Genomic DNA, 25,081 nt, shown 5'->3' on the forward strand with positions numbered 1-25,081 from the left:
CGGTAGTTCAGTCGGTTAGAATACCGGCCTGTCACGCCGGGGGTCGCGGGTTCGAGTCCCGTCCGCTGCGCCATATTCCGATCACAGGCCCCTTGAACGCCTGTGATCAACAAAAAAGCCTGCTTTGTGCAGGCTTTTTTGTGCGCGAGTGTTTTGTGGTGTGTGGGGTCTAGAAATCCCAGCGCGTGGTCACCATCACATTGCGCGGGTCACCGTAGTACGACGAGTTATAAAAACCGATATTAGTGTAATACGACTTGTCGAATACGTTGTTCAGGTTGACCGTGGCCGACAGGTTTTTCGAAATCTGATAGCGCGCCATCAGATCAACCAGCCAGTACGGGTCCTGGGAGAATTTCTCCACGGTGCCGCCCTTGTTCCAGTTGGTCAGCATCTGCCAGCCGGTGCTCTGCCAGCGAACACCGCCGCCCAGGGTCAGTTTGTCCAGATCACCGGTCAGCTTGTAGCTGGTGTACAGATTGATCTGGTCCTCGGGTTCCCAGGTCGAGACCTTGGTACCGCCCTGGTCACGGCTGACCTTATGGGTGTAGCCCGCCTGCAATTGCCAGCCCGGCATCAATTCACCGGAAATCTCTGCCTCGTAACCCTTGGTTGTGGCCTTGATACCCTTGTAGGCGTAGTCAATATCCGGGTTGGTCGGGTTGCCGTTGTAGGCCATATCCGCTTCAGGGCGGTTGTCCTGATGCACTTCGAAGTAGGCCAGACTTGAATTCAGGCGGCCCTCAAAGAACTCGCCCTTTAACCCCAGCTCGTAGTTGGTGCCTTCATCCGGCTCAAGCATCTTGTTGTCACGATCGCGGTAATACGTCTGTGGCAAAAAGATCTGCGTGTAGCTGGTATAGGCCGAAATGTTGTCGTTGATGTCGTAGATCAGGGCTGCGTAAGGCAGTACTTTGCCGGTGTCTTTGGCATGGCTGGTGCCGGTCACGTTGTAGTCGGCCACGCGGGTGCCGAGCATGAGTTTCAGGTCATCGGTCAGGCTGAAGCGACCGGTCATGTAAGTACCGACCTGGCGGGTGGTTTCATCGTTGTAGGACGTGACATTGCGCCAGTCCGGCTCCAGGGCGTCGCCTTTCCAGTGGTAGTAGTCGTAGGCGTTGTTGACCATGTTGGCGTTGGTGTAGTCCTTGCCGGTCCAGTGCGACCTGGAGATCGAGCCGCCAATGACCAGTTCGTGTTCGCGCCCCAGCAGGCTGAAAGGCCCGGTGGCAAACAGGTCGCCGCTGTCGCTGACGTATTCGCCGGTGTACTTGCGCGCCAGGATCGGCGCCAGGCCGGTGGTCACGTTCGGGTCGAGCAGCGCGCCCAGAGGAGCGTTATAGCCGTTGATCTGGTGGTTGTACTGGCCTTTGACCACCCAGCCATTGTCGAAGTTGTGCTCCAGGGTCGAGAACAGGGTGCGCGTGTACTGCTTCCAACTGCTCCATTTGGTGCCGTTGTTGAACGAGCGCGGGGTGCTGATGCGCTCCCCGGCGGAGTTGAACAGTGAAGCGCTGCCCGACCAGCTGGAGCCGGTCGGGTTGTTGTCCTGGTAGTCGGCACCCAGGGTGAGCAGGGTGTCGGGCGTCAGGTCCACTTCAAGAATGCCGTAATAGACCTCGCTGTCGCGCTTGTAATGATCCATGAACGAATGCTTGTCCTGATAGGCCGCCACTGCACGGCCACGCACGTTGCCGCTTTCGGTTAATGGCCCGCTGACATCGATTTCGGAGCGGTAGTTCTCCCAGGAGCCTGCGCCCACGTCGATATGAGCCTTGAATTCACGGGTCGGTTTTTTGCGCACCATGTTGATGGTGCCGCCCGGGCCGCCGGCGCCGGTGAGCAATCCGGTTGCACCTTTGAGAATCTCGACCCGGTCGTAAATCGCCGTGTCAGTCAGGGTGTGCCCGGCCGAGTACTGCGGATCTTGCAGGATAGGGATGCCGTCGTACTGGAAGTTCTTGATCGCAAAGCCGCGGGAGTAATAGCTGGTGCGGTCACTGTCGTAGGTGGCCACGGTGATGCCGGGGGTGTGGCGCATTACGTCGTCGATGGAGTTCATGCCGAAATCGTCCATCGCCTGGCGCGTTACCACGGAGATGGACTGCGGTGTTTCCCGGGGTGTCAGCACCATGCGCGTTGCAGTGGCGATGGAGCCGGGTGTGTAGGACCCGCTACCTTCGGTGATCGTGCCCAGCTGGTTGGCGCTGACCTGGGTGGCGCCCAACTCCAGGGCGCCAGCGGCAGCGGGTAGCGCGCTGAGCATATAGCCGTTGGCGCTTTTAACCACGGTATAACCGCTGCCGCGCAACAAGGCTTCGAATCCGCCTTGTTCGTTGTAGGCGCCATGCAGGCCGGGAGTCGACAAGCCTTCCAAGTTGCTCGACTGAAAAATGAGGGCTACGCCGGCCTGTTGCGCGAAGCGGTTGAGTGCGCTGCTCAGCGGGCCTGCGGGGATATCGTAGGTCTGTACGGCCGCTGTTTGCGCCTGGGCCGTGGCGACGCAGGCCAAGCCAGCTGCCGAGGCAACAATCAAGTGAACCGCCAGTGCGAGCGGTTTGTAGGAAGTCAGCATGGAAGGCGTAGTCCTTTATGAGTCTATGTACCTACCTTGACGGCTGACTCGAAAAAAGCGGAACGAATGGGAATTATTATTTTTTGGCCGGTTGCAGCTGGCTGATGACGATCAGCCATGGGGTGTACGTGTTGATCTGCAGGGGCAGGGTGTCGGCGATCAGTTGCAGCGCCCGGTCGGTGTCGTCCAGGGGCAGCACGGCCGAAACGCGCAAGTTGGCCAGGGCAGCGCGATCAAACTGCAGGAGGCCGCGTCGATGGCGGGAGATCTCATCAAGAACTTCGGGCAGTGGCTGGTTCTCAACCACCAGTTGATGGCGCTCCCAGGCCTGGTTGATGCTGGCCGGGGAGATGCTGCCGGCGAGTTCGACCGCGTCGCGGTGGATCAATGCCCGCGAGCCTGCAGCCACTTCCAGGGTTTGCTGTTCATTTGCACTTTGTGCCGCGACGCGAGACTGCAACATGGTCAATACGGTGGTGTCGCCCTGACGCTTGACCACGAAACGGGTACCCAGGGCGCGCATGCTGCCTTGCGCGGTTTGCACAACGAAAGGTCTGGTGCTGTCGTGGGCAACTTCGATGAGCACTTCGCCCTGGAGCAATTCGATACGACGCTCCTGAGCGTCAAAACGCAGGTTAAGTGCGCTGGTGCCGCTGAGGGTGATGGTCGAATTGTCGGCCAGGCGCTGCGTTTTCCAGTCGTTGGGGCCGGTGCTGATATCGGCCATCCATTGTTCGGGGTACTGGCTTTTGAGAAGCAGGGTGGCCGGCAGTGCCAGACAACCTGCGATCAGCAGTGCGCGCAGGGCCTGTTTACGTCGGGTTACTGCTTTGCGCCCGGCGAATGCCGCATTGAGCGCAGCTTTGGCCGGCACCGATTGTTCGCGCAAAGCCTGCAGCCGGTTGATGACATCCTGCATGCGCAAGGCTGCAGCGGCATGTTGCGGGCTTTGCCGTTTCCAGTGCTCGAAGTCCTGGCGCAGGCCCTCGCTGAAGCCCTCTTCGTGCAAACGAAGGATCCATTCGGCGGCTTGTTCGTCTATCGTTTCGTGTTGTTCGGCCATGCGGGCTCAGGTGTCCAGGCTATGGCTGCAATGCAGCAGGGCCTGGATCAGGTATTTGCGCACGGTGCGGTCTGACAAGCCCAACTGGCGGGCAATGTCGCTCTGGGTCAGGCCGTCCAGGTAGTAGAGGACAAATGCCTGGCGCGCCTTTTCCTGCATGCCTTCGAGAATAAACGCGATCTGCTCAAGGGCTTCCAGGGTGGTGAGAATCTGTTCGGGCGACTGAAAGCCTTCGAGTGCTTCGGCGGTCAGGGCCAGCTCTTGCAGATAGGCGTTTTCTATTTGTTTGCGGCGCACCTGATCGATGATCAACCGGCGTGCCGTAGTACTCAAAAAGGCTCGGGGCTCGCGCAGGGTGGCGACCGACTCGCGGGCATTGAGGATTCGGGCGAAGGTGTCGTGTGCCAGATCGGCGGCATTGTGCGCGCAACCGAGTTTTCTGCGCAGCCAGCCAAATAGCCAGCCATGATGCGCGCAGTACAGTTCGGTAATGGCGGCCTGGTAGGACGGTTCACCCGAAGACATAGGACAGTGCCTAAACGTTATTGAGAATAATTACCAATTCTTAACGAAAGTCGTGGGTAAACGCAAGTTGGGCGAGCATTGTAGTCGCTGCCGAAGGCTGCGAGCTTTTAACTCTCTCATCAAATCAAGAGCTCGCAGCCTTCGGCAGCGACTACGGGTTTTGTGCTGGATTCAGTTCTTGGCAATCAAATTGCCGGCATGCAGCCCGCATTCTTTTTGCGTAGCTTCTTCCCACCACCAGCGGCCTTCGCGCTCGTGCTGGTTGGGCAGTACCGGGCGGGTGCAGGGTTCGCAGCCAATGCTGATAAAGCCGCGTTCATGCAGGCTGTTGTAAGGCAGCTCCAGCATGCGGATATAGCCCCAGACTTCCTCGCTGGTCATTTGTGCCAACGGGTTGAATTTGTAAAGCGTGCGCTCCGGTGTGGAGAACGCGCCGTCAATTTCCAGGGCGGCAACCTGGCTGCGGGTGCCGGGGCTCTGGTCGCGGCGCTGGCCGGTGGCCCAGGCTTTGACGGTCGACAGCTTGCGTCGCAGCGGCTCGATTTTGCGCACGCCACAGCATTCGCCATGGCCGTCCTTGTAGAAACTGAACAGGCCTTTTTCCTTGACGAACGGTTCGAGCTTGCTTTGATCCGGCGAGATCAGCTCGATCTGGATCTTGTAGTGCTCGCGTACCTGTTCGATAAACCGGTAGGTCTCGGGGTGCAGGCGGCCGGTGTCGAGGCTGAACACCTTGACGTTCTTGTTGAGCTTCCAGGCCATGTCCACCAGCACCACATCTTCGGCGCCGCTGAAGGAAATCCAGAGTTCGTCGCCAAAGTGTTCAAAGGCGAGTTTGAGTATGTCTTGCGGGGACTTGCTGGCGTATGTCGCGGCGAGTTCAGCGACGTCGAACGGATGGCTCATCAGGCGGCTTCCTACAGTGAATGGCGCTGGGCGCTCTCTAGTATCGCGATCTTAGCAAAAAGCGCGGTCTACAGGGTTTGCAGCGTATCGAGCAGTACCTTCACTTTGGTGATGGATTCCTGATATTCATCCTGCCAGTCGGAGTCGGCCACGATGCCACCGCCGCCCCAGCAACTGATGCGCCCGTCCTTGACCAGCAGGCTGCGGATGGCGATGGAGCTGTCCATTTCGCCGCGTACATCCAGGTACAGCAGCGAGCCGCAGTAAATGCTGCGGCGCGTGGGTTCAAGTTCGTCGATGATCTGCATGGCGCGGATTTTGGGCGCCCCGGTAATCGAACCGCCGGGAAAGCTGTCGCCAATCAGGTCCAGGGCGTCTTTGTCGTCAGCCAGTTCGCCGACAACGCTGCTGACCAGGTGATGAACGTTGGGGTAGCTTTCGAGGGTGAACAGTTGCGGCACGCGCACCGAGCCGGTGCGGCAGGTGCGGCCCAGGTCATTGCGCAGCAGGTCGACGATCATCAGGTTCTCTGCACGATCCTTGGGGCTTACCAGCAGTTCGGCGGCGTTGGCCGCGTCTTCGGTGCTGTTCCTGCCCCGTGGCCGGGTGCCTTTGATCGGCCGGGTTTCTACCTGATTGTGGCTGACCCGTACAAAGCGCTCGGGGGACAGGCTCAAAATGGCATTGTCGTCTGGCAGGCTCATAAACCCGGAAAAAGGCGTCGGGCAGGCCAGGCGCAGGGCGCAATAGGCGGTCCAGGCATCACCTTCGCACTGCGCGCTAAAGCGCTGGGTGTAGTTGACCTGGTAACAGTCGCCCGCCTGGATGAAGTCGTGGATCTTGCTCAATGCCTGTTCGTACTGGCTGGCGCTGATATCCGCCTGCATTGGCTGCTTGAGAGAGAACGCCCCATGGTGCTGTGGTGCGGGTTGGCTAAACAGCTGGGTCAGGCGCTCGCGCTCTGCTGTTTCTAGGCTTGGGTGAAATACAAGCTGGCTGGTGGCTGCCTGGTGGTCCGTGATCAGTGCCCAGGCGTACAGGCCCAATCGCGCATCCGGCAGGTGCAGATCATCCTGGGCGTGGGCTGGAAGCTGTTCGAGTTGTCGGCCAAAGTCGTAGCTCAGGTAGCCGATCAGGCCTCCGGCAAAGGGCAGCTCGAATCCGGTCGGAAGGCTGGCATTGCCCAATTGCTGCAGCCTGTCACGCAGGCGTTGCAGAAAATCGCGCCCCGGCTCGTCTGGCTGCAAGGTCAGCTCTGCCTCGGGCCATGCACTCATCAGGTCGTAGCGGCCACGGTCCGCAGTGGGGCGGCCACTGTCGAGCAGCACGGCACCGGGTGCATGACGAATCACCGCGAAATAGTCAGCGGGGTTTGCGAGATAGGGCAGCGGGTGTACAGAACAGGTCAACATGCGCAGCAAATCAGCCATCGGAGCGGGGTGCCGATTGTAGTCCTGTGCAGGACTGCAAATCTATGTGGCTTGTGGCAACTGTTGGAGCGGGCAAGCCCGCTCCAACAGGTGTGAAAACGCTTATTCGGGCTGGTGAATATGCCCAAACAGTTCCTGGGCAAAGCGCACGCGCTCTTCTGGTGTTTCCTTGATCCCTTTGGCGGCCAGTTCTTCGAGGTGGGCTTCGACCGCGTGGGTGCGCAGGGTCAGGCCACAATCGTTGGCAATCTGGATATTCAGGCCCGGACGGGCGTTGAGCTCCAGAATCAGCGGGCCTTTGTCCTGGTCGAGGACCATGTCCACGCCGATATAGCCCAGGCCGCACAACTCGTAGCAACCGGCCGCCAGCTTCATGAAACCGTCCCAGTTGGGCAGTTGCACGCCGTCAACCGCGTTGGTGGTGTCGGGGTGTTTGCTGATGATGTTGTTCAGCCAGGTGCCGCGCAGGGTCAAGCCGGTGGCCAGGTCGACGCCAACACCGATGGCGCCCTGGTGCAGGTTGGCCTTGCCGCCCGATTGACGGGTCGGCAAGCGCAGCATGGCCATTACCGGGTAGCCCATCAGCACGATGATGCGGATATCCGGCACACCTTCGTAGCTGATGCTTTTGAAAATCTGGTCCGGGGTAACCCGGTACTCGATCAGCGCCCGGTCACGGTGACCGCCCAGAGAATACAGGCCGGTGAGGATGCTGGAGATCTGATGCTCGATCTCTTCATGGCTGATGATCTTGCCCGAGACGGTGCGAAACCGGTCTTCGAAGCGATCCGCAATCACCAGAATGCCGTCACCGCCAGCGCCCTGCGCAGGCTTGATCACGAAGTCGCTGCGATCACCGATGATGTCATCGAGCTTTTCGATTTCTTTTTCGGTGGAAATCACGCCGTACATTTCAGGTACGTGAATACCGGCCTTGATCGCGCGTTCCTTGGTGATGATCTTGTCATCCACAATCGGGTACAGGCTGCGTTTGTTGTACTTGAGTACGTAGTCCGCATTGCGCCGATTGATGCCCATGATGCCCCGGGCTTCCAGGGCCTTCCAGGTCTTCCAGAAGCCGAACATCAGGACTCAGCCTTCAGAAATGCTTTGAAACGCACCAGTTCGGTCAGGCGGTAGCCCCGGTAGCGACCCATTGCCAGCATGAAGCCCACCATGATCAGCAGAACTGCCGGGAAGGTGAACACGAAGTACACCAGCTCCGGCACGCTCATAACCAGGTACGCCAGGGTGGCGGCGAACAGGGTGCCGATCGCGACTTTCATGGCGTGCCCGCCGCCGCGCTCTTCCCAGGTGATCGACAGACGCTCGATGGTCATTGTCAGAATCACCATCGGGAACAGGGCGACCGAAAGCCCGCGTTCCAGGCCCAGCTTGTGGCTGAACAAACTGATGGCCGCGATCAGGATGACCACAAAGGTCAGCACCACGGACAGGCGTGGCAGCATCTGCAGCTTCAAGTGTTCAAGGTAGGAGCGCAGCGTCAGCCCCAGTGCGGTAATCACCGTAAACAGGATGATGCCGAAGCCCAGCTGGGTCTCGCGGAAGGCCAGGGCAATCAGAACCGGGGTAAACGTACCCAGGGTTTGCAGGCCGATCAGGTTGCGCAGGATCAGGATCACCAGCACGCCGATCGGGATCATGACCATGATCATGAAGGTTTGCTGGGTCTGCAGCGGTAAGCCGTACAGCGAATACTCAAGGAAGTTGGCGTCAGTGTTCTCGTCGGTCAGCTTGGCCAGGCGAATGGCGTTCATTTCGCTGTTGTTCAGGCTGAAAGTAACGTTGGCTTTTTTACCACCATCGACCGTGACCATCGGCTCGTCGCCGATCCACCACAGCAGGCGGTCAGACGGCAGGCCCTGTTCGCCGGTTTCCGGGTTGAAGTACAGCCAGTCGTTGCCGTTGAAGCTGCGCAGCCACAGTTCCGGGGTTTGTGGCTGGTCGGCCACCAGGCGGATGGTGTGGACTTTTTCCATTGGTACGTGGGCAATCGACAGCAGCAACTCGATGATTTGTGCCTTGTGCGCGGTCGAAGGGTCGCCCGCCAGCAGCAGTTTCACGTTGTCATCGTTGGCATTGCTGACGCGCTTGATGGTTTCGCTGATAAAGGTTTCGACATCGGCCGAGTGCTGGCGGATCGGCGCGAGCAAGGCTTCGGCGGCAATTTTTTCCGGACCTTCAACAGCGATGCTGTCGCGAAATACCGGACCTTTGATCTTGGTCTTGTCACCCGAGTAGCGCTTGGTCAGCACCAGGCGGTAGTACAGGGTTTGCTTGCCACTGACCCGGCGTGCCGACCATGTGACCTTGCGGTTACCGTCAACCCGGTTGACGCTCACCCCGTAGTTGTTGGAGATGAAGCTTTCGTTGAGGCTGACGTAGTCGCGGTTCAGCGGCGGCACGAACATCTGGATCTTGACCGGATCTTTGGAGCTGGCGACAAACTCGACCTTGGCGTCGATATTCCACAAGTCATCCGTGGCGTCTTCGGTCACAGGAATGCCGAGGACGAAAATCTGATAGGCCGTGATCGAAATGCCCAGCACCACAAGGATGGTGATCAAGATTTTCAGGTGAAGGGTAAGAGCGCGCATTTCAATTACTCTGCGGTTTGAGCGTTGGCGGCGCAGGCAGGTTTGCCAGCAGCGTATTTAAGACTTGGGTCAACCAGCGCATCAAAGCGCTTTAGCGCTTCGGAGCCAATCAACAGCGGGTATTGGAACGCACTTCTATCGGTCAAGTTCACTTCGATGGTGCGTAAAGCCTTGCCCATGCAGATTTCCAGGGAAATGACCGGGCGCGAGGTGTAGTTCTTGTCGGCCTGCGGGTCGTAGTCACCCGAGCGCCGCTTGATCTTGCTGACACGGGCCAGCGGGCGTTCGATGGGGTGCGAGTGGGCATCATCGATGGCCAGGTAAAAACGTACCCAGCTTTCGCCATCACGTTTGAAGCGCTTGATGTCACGGGCACTGAGCGAAGCTGTCTTGGCGCCGGTGTCGAGTTTGGCCGCTACCTGCAGGTCAATACCTGCCAGTTCTGCGTATTCATTGAGGCCGTACACGGTTTTTTCGCCAGCATGGCTCAAGCCAGGTACGCACAGCAGGCAGGCGAGGATGTAGAGGGGAAAAAATTTCATAAATCGAAGCACGTCTCTTGCAATCTTCAGATCAAGGCGACTGGCAGGAGTGCAAGTTTCCTCGTGCGGCTGCCCTATAGATGAGGGCAGGGCGGATGCGGTCGGCATTCTAACATGATGGTTTTATGGCGCCAGCGCCGAGGCGCCGCTAACCCTCCACGCAGCCAGTCGATACAACCAAGGTCGTATTAGACGATTGTCGACAATATCTATTTATTCTTTGACTACCTGTCTCGAAATGGCTAGTTTTGGCGCTATTGATTTTCAAGGTGTCGACAATATGCTGCAAGCACTGGAACCTGCCCCGATCACCCAGGACGACTCGGAAACCCTTTCCGAGAACGTTTTTCGGCGTATTCAGGCGGCTATTGTCAAAGGTGAAATCGCCCCGGGAAGCAAGATCTCCGAACCTGAGCTGGCGCGCACCTACGGCATCAGCCGTGGGCCGCTGCGCGAAGCCATTCACCGTCTTGAAGGCCAGCGTTTATTGGTGCGAGTGCCCCATGTGGGCGCCCGGGTCGTGTCGTTGAGCCATGCCGAACTGATCGAACTCTACGAAATTCGCGAGTCCCTTGAAGGCATGGCTTGCCGTCTGGCCGCCGAGCGCATGAGCGATGAAGACATCGCCGAGTTGCGCCAGGTGCTCGAAACCCATGAACGCGATGAAGCGTTTCAGGCAGGCGTTGGCTACTACCAGCAGGAAGGCGACTTCGATTTTCATTACAAGATTATTCAGGGCAGCGGTAACCGCACCCTGACGCAAATGCTCTGTGGCGAGCTGTACCAGTTGGTGCGCATGTATCGCATCCAGTTTTCCGCCACGCCCAATCGCCCGCACCAGGCGTTTGCCGAGCATCACCGCATTCTCGATGCCATTGCCGATCGCGACGGCGAACTGGCCGAGTTGTTGATGCGCCGACATATCGGCGCTTCGAAACGCAATATTGCGCGTCACTACCAAGACAGCGCCCAGCAGACAGCCACTCCACGAGGTGAGTCATGAGCAATAAGAACAGTCCAGGCCAGCGTTTCCGTGATGCAGTTGCAAGCGAACATCCTTTGCAAGTGGTGGGTGCGATCAACGCCAACCACGCGCTGCTGGCCAAGCGTGCCGGTTTCAAGGCTATCTACCTGTCGGGTGGCGGCGTTGCAGCCGGGTCGCTGGGCGTGCCGGATCTGGGTATTACCGGTCTGGACGATGTACTGACTGATGTACGACGCATTACCGATGTGTGTGATCTGCCGCTGCTGGTAGATGTGGATACTGGCTTCGGCTCTTCGTTTTTCAACGTGTCGCGCACCGTCAAGTCGATGATCAAGTTCGGCGCTGCGGCGATTCACATTGAGGACCAGGTGGGCGCCAAGCGTTGCGGCCATCGCCCGAACAAGGAAATCGTTTCTCTGCAGGAAATGGTCGACCGCATCAAGGCCGCCGTCGATGCGCGCACCGATGACAGTTTCGTGATCATGGCGCGTACCGATGCGCTGGCGGTAGAAGGCCTGGAATCGGCCCTGGAACGTGCAGCGGCCTGTGTTGAAGCAGGCGCGGACATGGTTTTCCCGGAAGCCATTACCGAGCTGGAGATGTACAAACTGTTCGCCAACCGGGTGAAAGCGCCGATTCTGGCCAACATCACCGAGTTTGGTGCCACGCCGCTGTACACCACCGAGCAACTGGCCGGTGCTGACGTATCGCTGGTGCTGTACCCGCTATCGGCATTCCGGGCGATGAACAAGGCGGCCGAAAATGTCTACACCGCCATCCGCCGCGACGGTACCCAGCAAAACGTGATCGACACCATGCAAACCCGCATGGAGCTTTACGACGCCATCAATTACCACGAGTTCGAGCAGAAGCTCGACGCGTTGTTTGCCGCGAAGAAGTAACAGAACACTGTGAATCTGTGGGAGCGGGCTTGCCCGCGATAGGGTCACCGCAGTGATTCAGGCAAACCGTGTTGCCTGAATCGCGAGCAGGCTCGCTCCCACCTATGTATGTATTGAACCCAGTAGTTGCCGAATCCCTAACAAATTCAAGATTGGAGAAGCGCAATGGCCGAAGCAAAAGTATTGAGTGGTGCCGGTTTACGTGGCCAGGTGGCCGGGCAAACGGCCCTGTCCACCGTAGGCCAGGAAGGCGCGGGCCTCACTTATCGTGGTTATGACGTACGTGAACTGGCGGCCGAAGCTCGCTTCGAAGAAGTAGCTTACCTGCTGTTGTACGGCGAACTGCCGACCAAAACCCAGCTGGCTGGCTACACGGCCAAGCTGCAAAAGCTGCGCGATCTGCCCCAGGCATTGAAAGAAGTGCTGGAGCGCATTCCCGCCGACGCCCACCCGATGGACGTGATGCGCACCGGTTGCTCGTTCCTGGGCAACCTTGAGCCAGAGAAAGACTTCTCGGAGCAACAGGACAAGACCGACCGCCTGCTGGCCGCTTTCCCGGCAATCATGTGCTACTGGTATCGCTTCAGCCATGACGGCAAGCGCATCAATTGCGTAACCGACGAAGAGTCGATCGGCGGCCACTTCCTGCACTTGCTGCACGACAAGAAGCCGAGCGAGCTGCACGTCAAGGTGATGAACGTCTCACTGATCCTTTACGCCGAGCACGAGTTCAACGCTTCGACCTTTACAGCGCGCGTATGTGCCTCGACCTTGTCCGATCTGTATTCGTGCATCACCGCGGCCATCGGTTCGCTGCGCGGCCCGCTGCACGGCGGCGCCAACGAGGCGGCGATGGAAATGATCGAACGCTTTGGCTCGGCAGAAGAAGCGGTGCAGGGCACCCTCGGCATGCTGGCGCGCAAGGACAAGATCATGGGCTTTGGCCACGCAATCTACAAAGACAGCGACCCGCGTAACGAAGTGATCAAGGGCTGGTCGAAAAAACTCGCCGACGAAGTGGGCGACACCGTGTTGTTCCCGGTCTCCGAAGCGATCGACAAGACCATGTGGGAACAAAAGAAGCTGTTCCCCAACGCCGACTTCTACCATGCCTCGGCGTATCACTTCATGGGTATCCCTACCAAGCTGTTCACCCCGATCTTTGTCTGCTCGCGCCTGACCGGCTGGGCGGCGCATGTGTTCGAGCAGCGTGCCAACAACCGCATCATCCGACCGAGCGCCGAGTACATCGGCGTAGAACAGCGCAAGTTCGTGCCAATCGAACGTCGCTGAGTGAGCAGGCACAGAGCCGATTAAAAGGTGGGAGCGGGCTTGCCCGCGATGGCATCAACGCGGTCCGCCTGAGCGACCGCAGCGCCTGCATCGCGAGCAGCCCGCTCCCACATGAGTTCCTGGCCTGTTTGCCCTTTTGTACCTACCGTGATCGAGTCCTGCGCCAATGAATACTGAATTTCGCAAAACATTACCGGGCACCCGGCTGGATTATTTCGACACCCGTGCGGCGGTCGATGCGATCAAGCCCGGTGCGTATGACACGCTGCCTTATACCTCCCGCGTACTGGCCGAAAACCTGGTGCGCCGCTGTGATCCGGCCACCCTGAATGCATCGCTGAGCCAGTTGATCGATCGCAAGCGCGATCTCGACTTTCCGTGGTTCCCGGCGCGTGTGGTGTGCCACGATATTCTGGGCCAGACCGCGCTGGTCGACCTCGCCGGCCTGCGTGACGCCATCGCCCAGCAAGGCGGGGACCCGGCCCAGGTCAACCCGGTCGTGCCGACCCAACTGATCGTCGACCACTCGCTGGCGGTGGAATGCGGCGGTTACGACCCCGAGGCGTTTGAAAAGAACCGCGCCATCGAAGACCGTCGTAACGAAGACCGCTTCCACTTTATCGAGTGGACCAAAAAAGCCTTTAAAAACGTTGATGTGATCCCGCCAGGCAACGGCATCATGCACCAGATCAACTTGGAGAAAATGTCTCCGGTGATCCAGGTGCGCGACGGTGTGGCCTTCCCGGATACCTGCGTGGGCACTGACAGCCACACGCCACACGTGGATTCGCTCGGCGTGATCGCCATTGGTGTTGGCGGCCTTGAAGCCGAAAGCGTGATGCTGGGCCGTGCCTCGTGGATGCGCCTGCCGGAAATCGTCGGCGTCGAGCTGACCGGCAAGCTGCAACCGGGTATTACCGCCACCGATATGGTGCTGGCGCTCACCGAGTTCCTGCGCAAGCAGAAAGTGGTCGGTGCCTGGCTGGAGTTCTTCGGTGAAGGCGCTGCAGCTTTGACCCTGGGCGACCGTGCCACCATCTCCAATATGGCTCCGGAATACGGCGCCACGGCTGCGATGTTCTATATCGACCAGCAAACCATCGATTACCTCAAGCTGACCGGTCGTGAAGACCAGCAAGTGCAACTGGTGGAGAACTACGCTAGGGTCAGCGGCCTGTGGGCCGACAGCCTCAAGGGCGCGCAATACGAGCGCAGTCTGAGCTTTGACCTGTCATCGGTAGTGCGCAACATGGCCGGGCCGAGCAACCCGCACGCGCGCGTGGCCACCACTGATCTGGCAGCCAAGGGCATCGCCGGTCAATGGGACGATGTGCCGGGGCAAATGCCCGATGGCGCGGTCATCATCGCGGCTATCACCAGTTGCACCAATACCAGCAACCCGCGCAACGTGATCGCCGCGGGCTTGATGGCGCGCAATGCCAACAAGCTTGGCCTGAGCCGCAAGCCGTGGGTGAAGACCTCGCTGGCGCCGGGCTCCAAAACCGTGGCCCTGTATCTGGACGAAGCCGGTTTGACCCATGAACTGGAGAAGCTGGGCTTTGGCGTGGTGGCATTTGCCTGCACCACCTGCAACGGCATGTCCGGTGCCCTGGACCCTGCGATCCAGCAGGAAATCATCGACCGCGACCTGTACGCCACGGCCGTGCTGTCGGGCAACCGTAACTTTGATGGGCGAATTCACCCTTACGCCAAACAGGCATTTCTCGCCTCGCCACCGCTAGTGGTGGCTTACGCAATTGCCGGCACCATTCGTTTCGATATCGAGAAAGATGTATTGGGCCTGGATGCCAGCGGCAAGGAAATCCGCCTCAAGGACATCTGGCCGAGCGATGAAGAAATCGACGCCGTGGTCAAGGCTGCGGTCAAACCCGAGCAGTTTCGCCAGGTCTACATTCCGATGTTCGCCATCCATGAAGACACCGGCCCGAAAGTCGAGCCGCTGTATGACTGGCGCCCGCAAAGTACCTACATCCGCCGTCCGCCCTATTGGGAAGGGGCGCTGGCCGGGGCACGTCCACTCAAAGGCATGCGTCCGTTGGCGGTGCTGCCGGACAACATCACCACGGACCACTTGTCGCCGTCCAACGCCATCATGCTCGACAGCGCCGCAGGCGAATATCTGGCGAAAATGGGCTTGCCGGAAGTCGACTTCAACTCCTACGCCACCCACCGTGGTGACCACCTGACGGCCCAGCGCGCGACATTCGCCAACCCGAAGCTGTTCAACGAAATGGTGATCGAGGACGGCAAGGTCAAGCAGGGCTCACTGACTCGCCTTGAGCCCGAGGGCAAGGTGATGCGCATGTGGGAAGCTATTGAAACCTACATGGAACGCAAGCAGCCGCTGATCATTATCGCGGGCGCCGATTACGGTCAGGGCTCGTCCCGTGACTGGGCGGCCAAGGGTGTACGCCTGGCAGGTGTCGAGGCCATCGCGGCCGAAGGCTTTGAGCGTATTCACCGCACCAACCTGGTCGGCATGGGCGTGTTGCCACTGGAATTTTTGCCGGGTACCAACCGCAAGACCCTGCAGATCGACGGCAGTGAAACCTACGACGTAGTCGGCGAGCGCACGCCGCGTGCAACGCTGACCCTGGTGATCACCCGCAAAAATGGCGAACGCCTGGAAGTGCCGGTGACCTGCCGCCTGGATACCGCGGAAGAAGTCTCGATCTACGAAGCCGGTGGCGTGTTGCAGCGTTTTGCCCAGGACTTCCTGGAATCGGCGACAGCCTAACCCCAGCGCCGGGGCCAGGTGCCCCGGCTACTATAGGACTCAGTGTTATGGCCTACGCAGCGCAAATCAGAATTCCCGCAACCTACATGCGTGGCGGCACCAGCAAAGGCGTGTTTTTCAGCCTGCTGGACTTGCCCGCCGTGGCTCAGGTGCCGGGTGCCGCCCGTGATGCCTTGTTGTTGCGCGTGATTGGCAGCCCCGACCCGTACGAAAAACAGATCGACGGAATGGGTGCGGCTACGTCCAGCACCAGTAAAACCGTGATCGTCAGCAAAAGCCTGCAGGCGGATCACGACGTCGATTACCTGTTCGGCCAAGTGGCCATCGACAAGCCATTTGTCGACTGGAGCGGCAACTGCGGCAACCTGTCGGCGGCCGTGGGCTCGTTCGCGGTCAGCAGCGGTTTGGTGGATGCCGCGCGCATTCCGCAAAACGGTACGGCGGTGGTGCGAATCTGGCAGGCCAATATTGGCAAGACCATCATCGCCCATGTACCGATCACCGAAGGTGCGGTACAGGAAACCGGCGATTTTGAACTCGACGGCGTGACCTTTCCGGCCGCTGAAGTGCAGTTGGAGTTTCTCAACCCGGCGGCGGATGAAGAGGGGGCAGGCGGTTCGATGTTTCCAACCGGTAACCTGGTGGACGACCTTGAAGTACCGGGTGTCGGCACCTTGAACGTGACGATGATCAATGCCGGGATCCCGACGATTTTCGTCAACGCGCGGGACATCGGTTATAGCGGTGCAGAGCTGCAAAACGACATCAACAGCGACCCGAAAGCCCTGGCCATGTTCGAAACCATCCGCGCTCACGGCGCACTGCGCATGGGCCTGATCGACAAGCTTGAAGACGCGGCCAAGCGTCAGCACACGCCAAAGGTTGCCTTTGTTGCACCGCCCGCGGCGTATGTGTCATCCAGTGGCAAGCCGGTGGCTGCGCAGGCAGTGGATTTGCTGGTGCGGGCCTTGTCGATGGGCAAGTTGCACCACGCCATGATGGGCACTGCGGCAGTCGCCATCGGTACGGCAGCAGCGATTCCGGGCACGCTGGTCAATCTGGCTGCAGGTGGTGAATTGCGTAGCGCCGTGCGTTTCGGTCATCCCTCGGGCACTTTGCGCGTGGGGGCAGAGGCGCGCCAGGTTAACGGCGAATGGACCGTGACCAAAGCCATCATGAGCCGCAGTGCGCGGGTGTTGATGGAAGGCTGGGTGCGGGTGCCGGGTGATTCTTTTTGATCGGGTGAACCCTTTTGCCTTTAGTCCCCTCTCCCTTCGGGAGAGGCGTGGTGAGGGGCTTTTGATTCTGTTACATCAAACGGGCATTTAGACCCGCAAAATCACGATGAACCTGAGGATGGACACGACCCTTACCCACTCTTTGGAGACTGCCCCATGAGCGCCAACGTCGACCTCAATAATCGCCCCGATTACGACAAGGTTTTGCAGGACATTGCCGATTATGTACTGACCTACACCATCACCTCCCCCGAAGCCCTGAATACTGCGCGCAACTGCCTGATGGACACATTGGGCTGCGGCCTGCTGGCGCTGCGATTTCCTGAGTGCACCAAGCACCTGGGGTCAATGGTCGAGGGCACCGTGGTGCCGTTTGGTGCTCGGGTACCGGGCACTTCGTATCGTCTGGACCCGGTCAAGGCAGCATGGGACATCGGCTGCATCGTGCGCTGGCTGGATTACAACGACACCTGGCTGGCTGCGGAGTGGGGCCACCCCTCGGACAATCTGGGGGGCATTCTGGCAGTGGCCGATCACCTCTCGCAAAAACAGGTAGCCAATGGCCAGGCGCCACTGACGGTGCGCGCAGTACTCGAAGCTATGATCATGGCCCACGAGATTCAGGGTGTATTGGCCCTGGAAAACTCCTTCAATCGTGTCGGTCTTGACCATGTTTTGCTGGTTAAAGTGGCTTCGACGGCGGTGTGCGCCAAGTTGATGGGGGCTAACCGTGAGCAGTTGCTGTCGGCGCTGTCCCACGCTTTTGTCGATGGCCAGGCGTTGCGTACCTATCGCCATGCGCCGAACGCCGGGTCACGCAAGTCCTGGGCTGCGGGGGATGCGTCGAGCCGTGGCGTGCGCCTTGCCGATATCGCGCTACGCGGTGAAATGGGCATCCCCGGGGTGCTGACGGCGCCGCAGTGGGGTTTTTATGATGTGCTGTTCAGCCACACCAACAAGGACCTGGCGCTCAAGCCCGAAGGTCAGCGCCAGTTCCGGCTGAGTCAGCCCTACGGCACCTATGTGATGGAAAACGTGCTGTTCAAGATCAGCTTTCCGGCCGAATTCCATGCGCAAACGGCGTGCGAAGCGGCGGTGACCCTGCACCCGCAGGTCAAGGATCGTCTGCACGACATCGAAAAAATCGTGATTACAACCCATGAATCGGCGATTCGGATCATTTCCAAGCAAGGCAAATTGGCCAACGCGGCGGACCGTGATCATTGCATTCAGTACATGACCGCCGTGCCGCTGGCTTTTGGCAATCTGGTTGCCGAGCAGTACGAGGATGATTTTCATGGGGCCCATCCGATCATCGACCAACTGCGGGACAAAATGGTAGTGGTCGAAAACCCGCGCTACACCCGCGAGTACCTCGAGGCGGACAAGCGCTCGATTGCCAATGCCATCGAGGTGTTTTTCAGTGATGGCACCAGCACCGGGCAAGTGGAGGTTGAGTACCCGATTGGCCATCGTCGGCGTCGGGATGAAGGGATTCCATTGCTGGAGGACAAGTTCAAGGCCAATCTGGCGACCCGTTTTGTGGGCCAGCGGTGTGCGCAGATTTTTGCCCTGTGCAAGGATCAGGCGGCGCTGGAAGCCACGCCGGTTAACCGGTTTGTGGATTTGTTGGTGATCTAAGGCCGAAGTGGGAGCGAGCCTGCTCGCGAAAGGGCTTTACCGGCTTCGCGAGCAGGCTCGCTCCCACAGGTTTCATGTTCAGCGCTGTTACTTGAAACGCCGCTCCACGCCTTTTTCAACCAGGATTTTGGCCGAGATTTCTTCAACCGAGAAATGTGTAGAGTTGATGTGCGGGATGTTTTCGCGCTGGAACAGGCGTTCAACTTCGCGCACTTCAAATTCACACTGGGCAAAGCTGGAGTAGCGGCTGTTGGGCTTGCGTTCGTTGCGAATGGCCGTCAGGCGATCCGGGTCGATGGTCAGGCCGAACAGCTTGTGTTTGTGTTCACGCAGGGCAGCTGGCAGCTTGAGGCTTTCCATGTCGTCATCGGTCAGCGGGTAGTTGGCCGCACGGATGCCGAATTGCATGGCCATATACAGGCATGTAGGGGTTTTGCCGCAACGCGACACGCCGACCAGGATCAGGTCGGCCTTGTCGTACTTATGTGTACGGGCGCCATCATCGTTGTCGAGAGCAAAGTTCACCGCTTCGATACGCTCCATGTAGTTGGAGTTGTGACCAATGGAGTGGGATTTGCCCACCGAATACGAGGAGTGTTCGCCAAGCGCCTGCTCCAGCGGAGCCAGAAAGCTGGAGAAGATGTCGATCATGAAACCGTTGGACGTCGCAAGGATTTCGCGAATATCCTGATTGACGATAGTGTCGAAAATTATCGGGCTAAATCCGTCCTTTTCGGCGGCGTTATCGATTTGTTGCACCATTGCCCGCGCTTTTTCCACGCTGTCGATATAGGGGCGTGTGAATTTGCTGAAGGTCACATTCTCGAATTGTGCCAGCAAACTCTGGCCCAGGGTTTCGGCTGTAATGCCGGTGCCATCGGATATAAAGAAAGCAGATCGTTTCATTTGCGCCTTGGGCCTTAAGCTGGTGACGATTCTTGGATATGATAGGCGCGCTTTTGTCGCGCTACATGACAGGCAGTGTCACTTATTTTCCAGGTCCAGGCCACAATCGCTGCGATGACTCATGATGAGCATCCAGCGCCCTGAGCTTTTCCCAACACCGTTAGTGGAGAGATCACCTTGGTAGAGTACGTAGTTTCCCTCGATAAGCTCGGCGCCCATGACGTGGAGCATGTGGGGGGCAAGAACGCATCCCTCGGCGAGATGATCAGTAATCTTGCAGGCGCTGGTGTTTCAGTTCCCGGTGGCTTCGCCACGACTTCTCAGGCCTATCGTGATTTTCTCGAACTGAGCGGTTTGAACGACCAGATCCATGCTGCGCTGGATGCGCTCGATGTAGATGACGTCAATGCCCTGGCCAAAACCGGTGCCCAGATCCGTCAATGGATCATGGAAGCCGAGTTCCCGGAGAAGCTCAACGCCGAAATTCGTACCGCCTTTGCTGCTCTGTCCCAAGGCAACCCGGACATGGCCGTTGCCGTGCGCTCCTCGGCCACCGCCGAAGACTTGCCGGACGCCTCCTTTGCCGGTCAGCAGGAAACCTTCCTGAACATCCGTGGCGTTGAAAACGTCATTCGTGCGGCCAAGGAAGTATTTGCCTCCCTGTTCAACGACCGCGCCATTTCATACCGCGTGCACCAAGGCTTTGACCACAAACTGGTCGCCCTGTCTGCTGGCGTACAGCGCATGGTTCGCTCCGAAACCGGCACTGCGGGCGTGATGTTTACCCTGGACACTGAGTCGGGTTTCCGTGATGTAGTGTTCATCACCGGCGCCTACGGCCTGGGCGAAACCGTCGTACAAGGTGCGGTAAATCCGGACGAGTTCTACGTTCACAAACAAACCCTGGAAGCTGGCCGCCCTGCGATTCTGCGTCGCAACCTGGGCAGCAAAGCCATCAAGATGATCTACGGCGACGAAGCCAAGGCCGGCAAGTCGGTCAAGGTGATTGACGTTGAAAAAGCCGATCGCGCCCGCTTCTGCCTGACCGATGCCGAAGTCAGCGAGCTGGCCAAACAGGCGATGATCATCGAGAAGCACTACAAGTGCCCGATGGACATCGAGTGGGCCAAAGACGGCGATGACGGCAAGCTGTACATCGTCCAGGCGCGCCCTGAAACCGTGAAAAGCCGCAGCGCCGGCAATGTCATGGAACGCTACCTGCTCAAGGAAACCGGTACGGTACTGGCTGAAGGCCGTGCCATTGGCCAGCGCATCGGCGCAGGCAAGGTACGCATCATCAAGGACGTGTCGGAAATGGACAAAGTCCAGCCGGGCGACGTTCTGGTCTCGGACATGACCGACCCCGACTGGGAGCCGGTGATGAAGCGCGCCAGCGCCATCGTCACCAACCGTGGCGGTCGTACCTGTCATGCGGCGATCATCGCCCGCGAACTGGGCATCCCGGCCGTGGTGGGTTGCGGCAATGCCACCCAGCTGTTGAAAGACGGCCAGGGCGTTACCGTTTCCTGTGCTGAAGGCGATACCGGGTTTATCTTCGAAGGCGAACTGGGCTTCGATATCAAGAAGAACTCCGTGGACGCCATGCCGGACCTGCCGTTCAAGATCATGATGAACGTCGGCAACCCGGACCGTGCCTTTGACTTCGCGCAGTTGCCGAACGCCGGTGTGGGCCTGGCCCGCCTTGAGTTCATCATCAACCGCATGATCGGTGTGCACCCCAAGGCGCTGCTGAACTACGATGGCCTGCCACAGGAAATCAAGGACAGCGTCGACAAGCGCATTGCTGGTTACAGCGATCCGGTAGGTTTCTACGTTGAAAAACTGGTTGAAGGCATCAGCACCCTGGCTGGCGCATTTACCCCGAAGAAAGTCATCGTGCGGCTGTCGGACTTCAAGTCCAATGAATACGCCAACCTGATCGGCGGCAAGCTCTACGAGCCGGAAGAAGAAAACCCGATGCTGGGTTTCCGTGGTGCTTCGCGTTACATCAGCGAAAACTTCCGTGACTGCTTCGAACTCGAGTGCCGTGCGCTCAAGCGTGTACGCAACGAGATGGGCTTTACCAACGTCGAAATCATGGTGCCGTTTGTGCGTACCCTGGGCGAAGCGAGCCAGGTTATCGACCTGCTGGCCAAAAACGGTCTTAAGCGCGGCGAAAACGGCCTGCGCATCATCATGATGTGCGAGCTGCCGTCCAACGCGATCCTGGCTGAAGAGTTCCTTGAGTACTTCGATGGCTTCTCCATCGGTTCCAACGACCTGACCCAGCTGACCCTGGGCCTGGATCGCGACTCCGGTGTAATCGCTCACCTGTTTGACGAACGCAACCCGGCGGTTAAAAAGCTGCTGTCCAATGCCATTCAGGCGTGCAACAAGGCCGGCAAGTACATCGGTATTTGCGGTCAGGGCCCGTCTGATCACCCGGACCTGGCGCTGTGGCTGATGGAGCAGGGCATCGAAAGCGTGTCCCTGAACCCGGACAGCGTTCTGGAAACCTGGTTCTTCCTGGCAGAAGGTCAAGCCAAGGCTTGAGTCGTTGAGAGAGGGGCAGGGCAGCCAAACGGTTGCCCTGCTCTTTATAAGCCGTGGTAGGGCGAGTTCTTGAAAGAAGTCGCCCTTTTTTGTGCAAGAGCATTATGCAAAGCAGCAGTCTCCTTTTTCCCGTTGCCCTGATCAGCGCTGAGCGTCGGGGCGACCTGAGCGAAGATGTATATCGCTTGAAACCCGCCAATAGCCCGGATATTTCCGTTGAGCTGGTGGTGACCCGACTGGGCATGGCGGACGACAGCCAGGTCCGCGGTGTGCCGGTCATCCTGTTGCATGGCAGTTTTTCCAATCGACGCTTCTGGTACTCGCCCAAGGGCGTAGGGCTTGGGGTGTTTTTGGCGCGTGCCGGGTTTGATGTGTGGCTGCCGGAAATGCGCGGCCACGGCCTGTCGTCGCGCAATGTGAGTTGGCACAAGAACCGGGTAGCCGACTATGCCCGTTACGATTTGCCGGCCATCGCTGCGTTTGTGCGTGAGCTAAGTGGGCAAACCCCGCACTGGATCGGTCATTCCCAGGGGGCTATCAGTTTGGCTGCGGCCCTGGGGGGGCAGTATTTGAGCGCGCAGGATGTGGCGTCGGCGGCGTTCTTTGGTTGCCAGATCAATCGTCGTTACTGGTCGCTGAAAATTCCGCCGGTGCAGTGGGGCGCCTATCTGTTGTTGAAGCGTTTCAAACAACTCTCGGGGACGCGTCTCAAGCGTGGCCCGGAAGACGAACCCGTCAGCATCGCCCTTGAAACCCTGCGCTGGAATGGTTTTATGGGGCGTTTCAAGGATGCCGAGCGTGACTGGTGGGGCGGGCTGGCCGAGGTGCAGATTCCGGCATTGGTGGTGGCGGCTGCGGGTGATCGACAAACACCTGAGTGGGCATGCCGCAAACTGTTCGATCAGTTGGGTTCAGAGCAGCGCAAATTCGTTTCTTTGGGGCGTGAGCAGGGTTTCAGCTCTGACTTCAGTCATGTTGAAATGCTCGTCAGCCAGCCTGCGCAGCAGGAAGTGTGGCCGTTGGTGCGTGATTGGCTACTAAAAGGCACTGCGCAATCGTTGTAGATACTTATTGTGGGAGCGAGCCTGCTCGCGAACGACCTTCGCGAGCAGGCTCGCTCCCACAGTTGCAGTGTTTGTGCAGCTAGCTGCTACGGATAGCGTGTGACCCGATATCGCGAGGTGGTCATAACTTGTTCTTTTGTGTGATATTAGTTGTCGCTAGTGGCCTGGACGACTTTTAAAGCCAGCCATCACCAAAGCGTCTATAACCATAGTGCTAACGTTATTTTCACTGATGTGCCCACCCTGAACAGGAGCTTTCCCGTGAATCACTACATCACCCCCGATCTGTGCGATGCCTACCCTGAGCTGGTGCAGGTGCTTGAGCCCATGTTCAGCAACTTCGGCGGGCGCGACTCCTTTGGTGGCGAGATCGTGACCATCAAGTGTTTCGAAGACAATTCGCGGGTCAAGGAGCAGGCTGAACTCAACGGTGAAGGCAAAGTGCTGGTGGTTGACGGTGGCGGTTCTCTGCGCCATGCCTTGCTGGGCGACATGATTGCGGACAGGGCGGCGAAAAATGGCTGGGAAGGCATTGTTATCTACGGCTGTATTCGCGATGTCGATGTGCTCGCGCAAACCGATCTTGGCGTCCAGGCTTTGGCCAGTCACCCGCTCAAGAGCAACCGCCGCGGAGTGGGTGATGTTAACGTGCCGGTCACGTTCGCAGGTGTCACGTTCCGTCCCGGAGAATTCATTTACGCGGACAACAACGGCGTTATTATCTCGCCAACTGCTCTGAAAATGCCTGACTAAACGCATTACCACTAAGGATCACGGATGTACGAGGACGTAAACGCACAATGGGGGCTGGTGCATGCACTGGTGCTGGACGGTGAGGGCGGGGCGCGTGAAATTGCGCGTACCGAACTGAACGATCTGCAGTTGCAGGCCCACGAAAGCATTTGGCTGCACTGGGATCGCAGCCATCCTCAAACCCAGAACTGGCTGCGTGAATCGAGCGGCTTGAGTGATTTCAGCTGTGACCTGCTGCTCGAAGAGAATACCCGTCCGCGTTTGGTCCCTTTGCCTGCCAATGAGCTGCTGCTGTTCATGCGCGGGGTCAATCTGAACCCCGGTGCAGAGCCCGAAGACATGGTCTCGCTGCGTATTTTTGGCAGCGCGCAGCGGCTTATTTCACTGCGCATGCGCCCGTTGCGGGCCACGGATGAGCTGCTTGGTGAATTTTCCCAGGGCGAAGGCCCAAAGAACACCTCGGAACTGATCCTTTATCTGGCCCAGCACCTGACCCTGAAGGTGCAGGATTTGATCGGTGAACTGTCTGAAATCGTCGATGATGAAGAAGACAAGATAGATGCCGACGAACGGTATACCCCGGATCACAACTCGATTTTGCAGGTTCGTCGCAGGGCAGCCGCCTTGCGTCGTTTTCTTGCACCACAGAGGGATATTTTCGGTCAGCTCACGCGTATCAAATTACCCTGGTTCAGCGCCGATGATGCTGACTACTGGAACGAACTGAACAACAGCCTGACCCGTTATCTGGAAGAGCTGGAGCTGACCCGCGAGCGTGTGGGGCTGGTGCTCGAGTCTGAAGACCGGCGTTTGAACGTGCGCATGAGCCGCATCATGTATCGCTTTGGCGTGCTGACGGGAATCTTTCTGCCGATCACCTTCATTACCGGTTTGCTGGGCATCAATGTGGGGGGCGTGCCGTTCTCCGATGACTCATATGGCTTTGCCATTACCTGCGGTGTGATGCTGGTTATCGGGGCGGGGCAATGGTGGTTTTACCGTCGTTTGCAGTGGCTGTGACCGGGTTGAATGTGACCCCGGCAAATGTCCCTTCGTCTTTTACTGACTTACCGAGAGGTGCTTATGCACGATCCGTTTGAACAGTCCTTACGTGAAATGCTCAAGGCCGAGCCGTCCAACCGGGACGACGATGCGTGCCTGGGCCGCGTGCTGAAAACCGCCAACCGCCAGGTCGGTGCGGGAGATCTTTTCAGCTTGCTGGGCCGCTGGATGCAAGCACTGATGATTGCTTTGAATAGCGGTTCGGCTCATATTGCGCCCGTTTCGCGGCGCAAATCTGCTGCTCGCCCTGTTGATAAGGCTGATTGA

General features: G+C 58.6%; 20 protein-coding genes. 11 read left to right on the forward strand and 9 right to left on the reverse strand.

The window, feature by feature from the left end:
• Nucleotides 1–169: 169 nt before the first annotated feature.
• From CJU81_RS18725 to rloA, 8 genes are all read right to left on the reverse strand, one after another.
• Nucleotides 170–2,575: a TonB-dependent siderophore receptor gene (locus tag CJU81_RS18725; protein WP_095037810.1), complete on the reverse strand. Its 2,406-nt coding sequence runs from the start codon at nucleotides 2,573–2,575 to the stop codon at nucleotides 170–172.
• Between the two features lie 76 nt (nucleotides 2,576–2,651).
• A complete protein-coding gene (locus CJU81_RS18730; protein ID WP_095037811.1) occupies nucleotides 2,652–3,638 on the reverse strand; it encodes a FecR family protein in 987 nt (328 codons plus the stop codon).
• Nucleotides 3,639–3,644: 6 nt separating this feature from the next.
• Nucleotides 3,645–4,163, reverse strand: coding sequence for a sigma-70 family RNA polymerase sigma factor (locus CJU81_RS18735; protein WP_095030641.1), 519 nt, complete (start codon nucleotides 4,161–4,163; stop codon nucleotides 3,645–3,647).
• A 171-nt stretch (nucleotides 4,164–4,334) separates the two neighbouring features.
• Entirely contained in the window at nucleotides 4,335–5,069 is a 735-nt protein-coding gene (locus tag CJU81_RS18740; RefSeq protein WP_095030642.1) for a phosphoadenylyl-sulfate reductase, read from the reverse strand.
• A 68-nt stretch (nucleotides 5,070–5,137) separates the two neighbouring features.
• On the reverse strand, nucleotides 5,138–6,481 hold the full coding sequence (gene pabB, locus CJU81_RS18745) for an aminodeoxychorismate synthase component I (RefSeq protein WP_095037853.1): 1,344 nt from the start codon (nucleotides 6,479–6,481) through the stop codon (nucleotides 5,138–5,140).
• 120 nt (nucleotides 6,482–6,601) lie between these two features.
• A complete protein-coding gene (locus CJU81_RS18750) occupies nucleotides 6,602–7,585 on the reverse strand; it encodes an alpha-L-glutamate ligase-like protein (RefSeq protein WP_095037812.1) in 984 nt (327 codons plus the stop codon).
• Nucleotides 7,585–9,117, reverse strand: a complete 1,533-nt coding sequence (gene rloB, locus CJU81_RS18755) for an osmotic stress tolerance membrane protein RloB (RefSeq protein ID WP_095037813.1) — start codon at nucleotides 9,115–9,117, stop codon at nucleotides 7,585–7,587. Before rloB ends, CJU81_RS18750 begins: the two co-directional genes overlap by 1 nt.
• A 5-nt stretch (nucleotides 9,118–9,122) precedes the next feature.
• Nucleotides 9,123–9,659 carry a retropepsin-like aspartic peptidase RloA gene (gene rloA / locus CJU81_RS18760; RefSeq protein ID WP_095037814.1) on the reverse strand — a complete coding sequence of 179 codons (537 nt, stop codon included), beginning with the start codon at nucleotides 9,657–9,659 and terminating at the stop codon, nucleotides 9,123–9,125.
• A 280-nt stretch (nucleotides 9,660–9,939) separates the two neighbouring features.
• Here rloA and CJU81_RS18765 point away from each other — a divergent pair, with 280 nt between their 5' ends.
• The 6 genes from CJU81_RS18765 to prpD all read left to right on the forward strand — a co-directional run bounded on the left by CJU81_RS18765 (nucleotide 9,940) and on the right by prpD (nucleotide 18,476).
• A complete protein-coding gene (locus tag CJU81_RS18765) occupies nucleotides 9,940–10,662 on the forward strand; it encodes a GntR family transcriptional regulator (protein ID WP_095037815.1) in 723 nt (240 codons plus the stop codon).
• Nucleotides 10,659–11,546 carry a methylisocitrate lyase gene (prpB, locus tag CJU81_RS18770; protein WP_019827683.1) on the forward strand — a complete coding sequence of 296 codons (888 nt, stop codon included), beginning with the start codon at nucleotides 10,659–10,661 and terminating at the stop codon, nucleotides 11,544–11,546. Before CJU81_RS18765 ends, prpB begins: the two co-directional genes overlap by 4 nt.
• Nucleotides 11,547–11,711: 165 nt before the next feature.
• The gene (gene prpC / locus CJU81_RS18775) at nucleotides 11,712–12,839 is read left to right on the forward strand and encodes a bifunctional 2-methylcitrate synthase/citrate synthase (protein ID WP_095037816.1); all 1,128 of its coding nucleotides are present in this window, start codon (nucleotides 11,712–11,714) and stop codon (nucleotides 12,837–12,839) included.
• Nucleotides 12,840–13,005: 166 nt separating this feature from the next.
• A complete protein-coding gene (gene acnD, locus CJU81_RS18780; protein ID WP_095037817.1) occupies nucleotides 13,006–15,597 on the forward strand; it encodes a Fe/S-dependent 2-methylisocitrate dehydratase AcnD in 2,592 nt (863 codons plus the stop codon).
• 47 nt (nucleotides 15,598–15,644) lie between these two features.
• The gene (gene prpF, locus CJU81_RS18785) at nucleotides 15,645–16,835 is read left to right on the forward strand and encodes a 2-methylaconitate cis-trans isomerase PrpF (protein WP_095037818.1); all 1,191 of its coding nucleotides are present in this window, start codon (nucleotides 15,645–15,647) and stop codon (nucleotides 16,833–16,835) included.
• Nucleotides 16,836–16,991: 156 nt separating this feature from the next.
• Complete coding sequence (prpD, locus tag CJU81_RS18790; protein WP_095037819.1) at nucleotides 16,992–18,476, forward strand: 2-methylcitrate dehydratase; 1,485 nt, start codon at nucleotides 16,992–16,994, stop codon at nucleotides 18,474–18,476.
• Between the two features lie 87 nt (nucleotides 18,477–18,563).
• Here the strand turns inward: prpD and ppsR are convergent, their stop codons facing one another.
• Nucleotides 18,564–19,382, reverse strand: coding sequence for a posphoenolpyruvate synthetase regulatory kinase/phosphorylase PpsR (ppsR, locus tag CJU81_RS18795; RefSeq protein ID WP_016779906.1), 819 nt, complete (start codon nucleotides 19,380–19,382; stop codon nucleotides 18,564–18,566).
• A gap of 177 nt (nucleotides 19,383–19,559) precedes the next feature.
• Here ppsR and ppsA point away from each other — a divergent pair, with 177 nt between their 5' ends.
• The 5 genes from ppsA to CJU81_RS18820 all read left to right on the forward strand — a co-directional run bounded on the left by ppsA (nucleotide 19,560) and on the right by CJU81_RS18820 (nucleotide 25,081).
• Nucleotides 19,560–21,935 carry a phosphoenolpyruvate synthase gene (ppsA, locus tag CJU81_RS18800; protein WP_086796050.1) on the forward strand — a complete coding sequence of 792 codons (2,376 nt, stop codon included), beginning with the start codon at nucleotides 19,560–19,562 and terminating at the stop codon, nucleotides 21,933–21,935.
• Between the two features lie 104 nt (nucleotides 21,936–22,039).
• Entirely contained in the window at nucleotides 22,040–22,999 is a 960-nt protein-coding gene (locus tag CJU81_RS18805) for an alpha/beta fold hydrolase (RefSeq protein ID WP_095037820.1), read from the forward strand.
• Nucleotides 23,000–23,260: 261 nt separating this feature from the next.
• Entirely contained in the window at nucleotides 23,261–23,752 is a 492-nt protein-coding gene (gene rraA / locus CJU81_RS18810) for a ribonuclease E activity regulator RraA (RefSeq protein WP_095030652.1), read from the forward strand.
• 24 nt (nucleotides 23,753–23,776) lie between these two features.
• Nucleotides 23,777–24,772, forward strand: coding sequence for a CorA family divalent cation transporter (locus CJU81_RS18815; protein ID WP_095037821.1), 996 nt, complete (start codon nucleotides 23,777–23,779; stop codon nucleotides 24,770–24,772).
• A gap of 63 nt (nucleotides 24,773–24,835) precedes the next feature.
• Entirely contained in the window at nucleotides 24,836–25,081 is a 246-nt protein-coding gene (locus CJU81_RS18820) for a CrfX protein (protein WP_095003121.1), read from the forward strand.

The organism is Pseudomonas fragi (assembly GCF_002269505.1).
Lineage (GTDB): Bacteria > Pseudomonadota > Gammaproteobacteria > Pseudomonadales > Pseudomonadaceae > Aquipseudomonas > Aquipseudomonas fragi_D.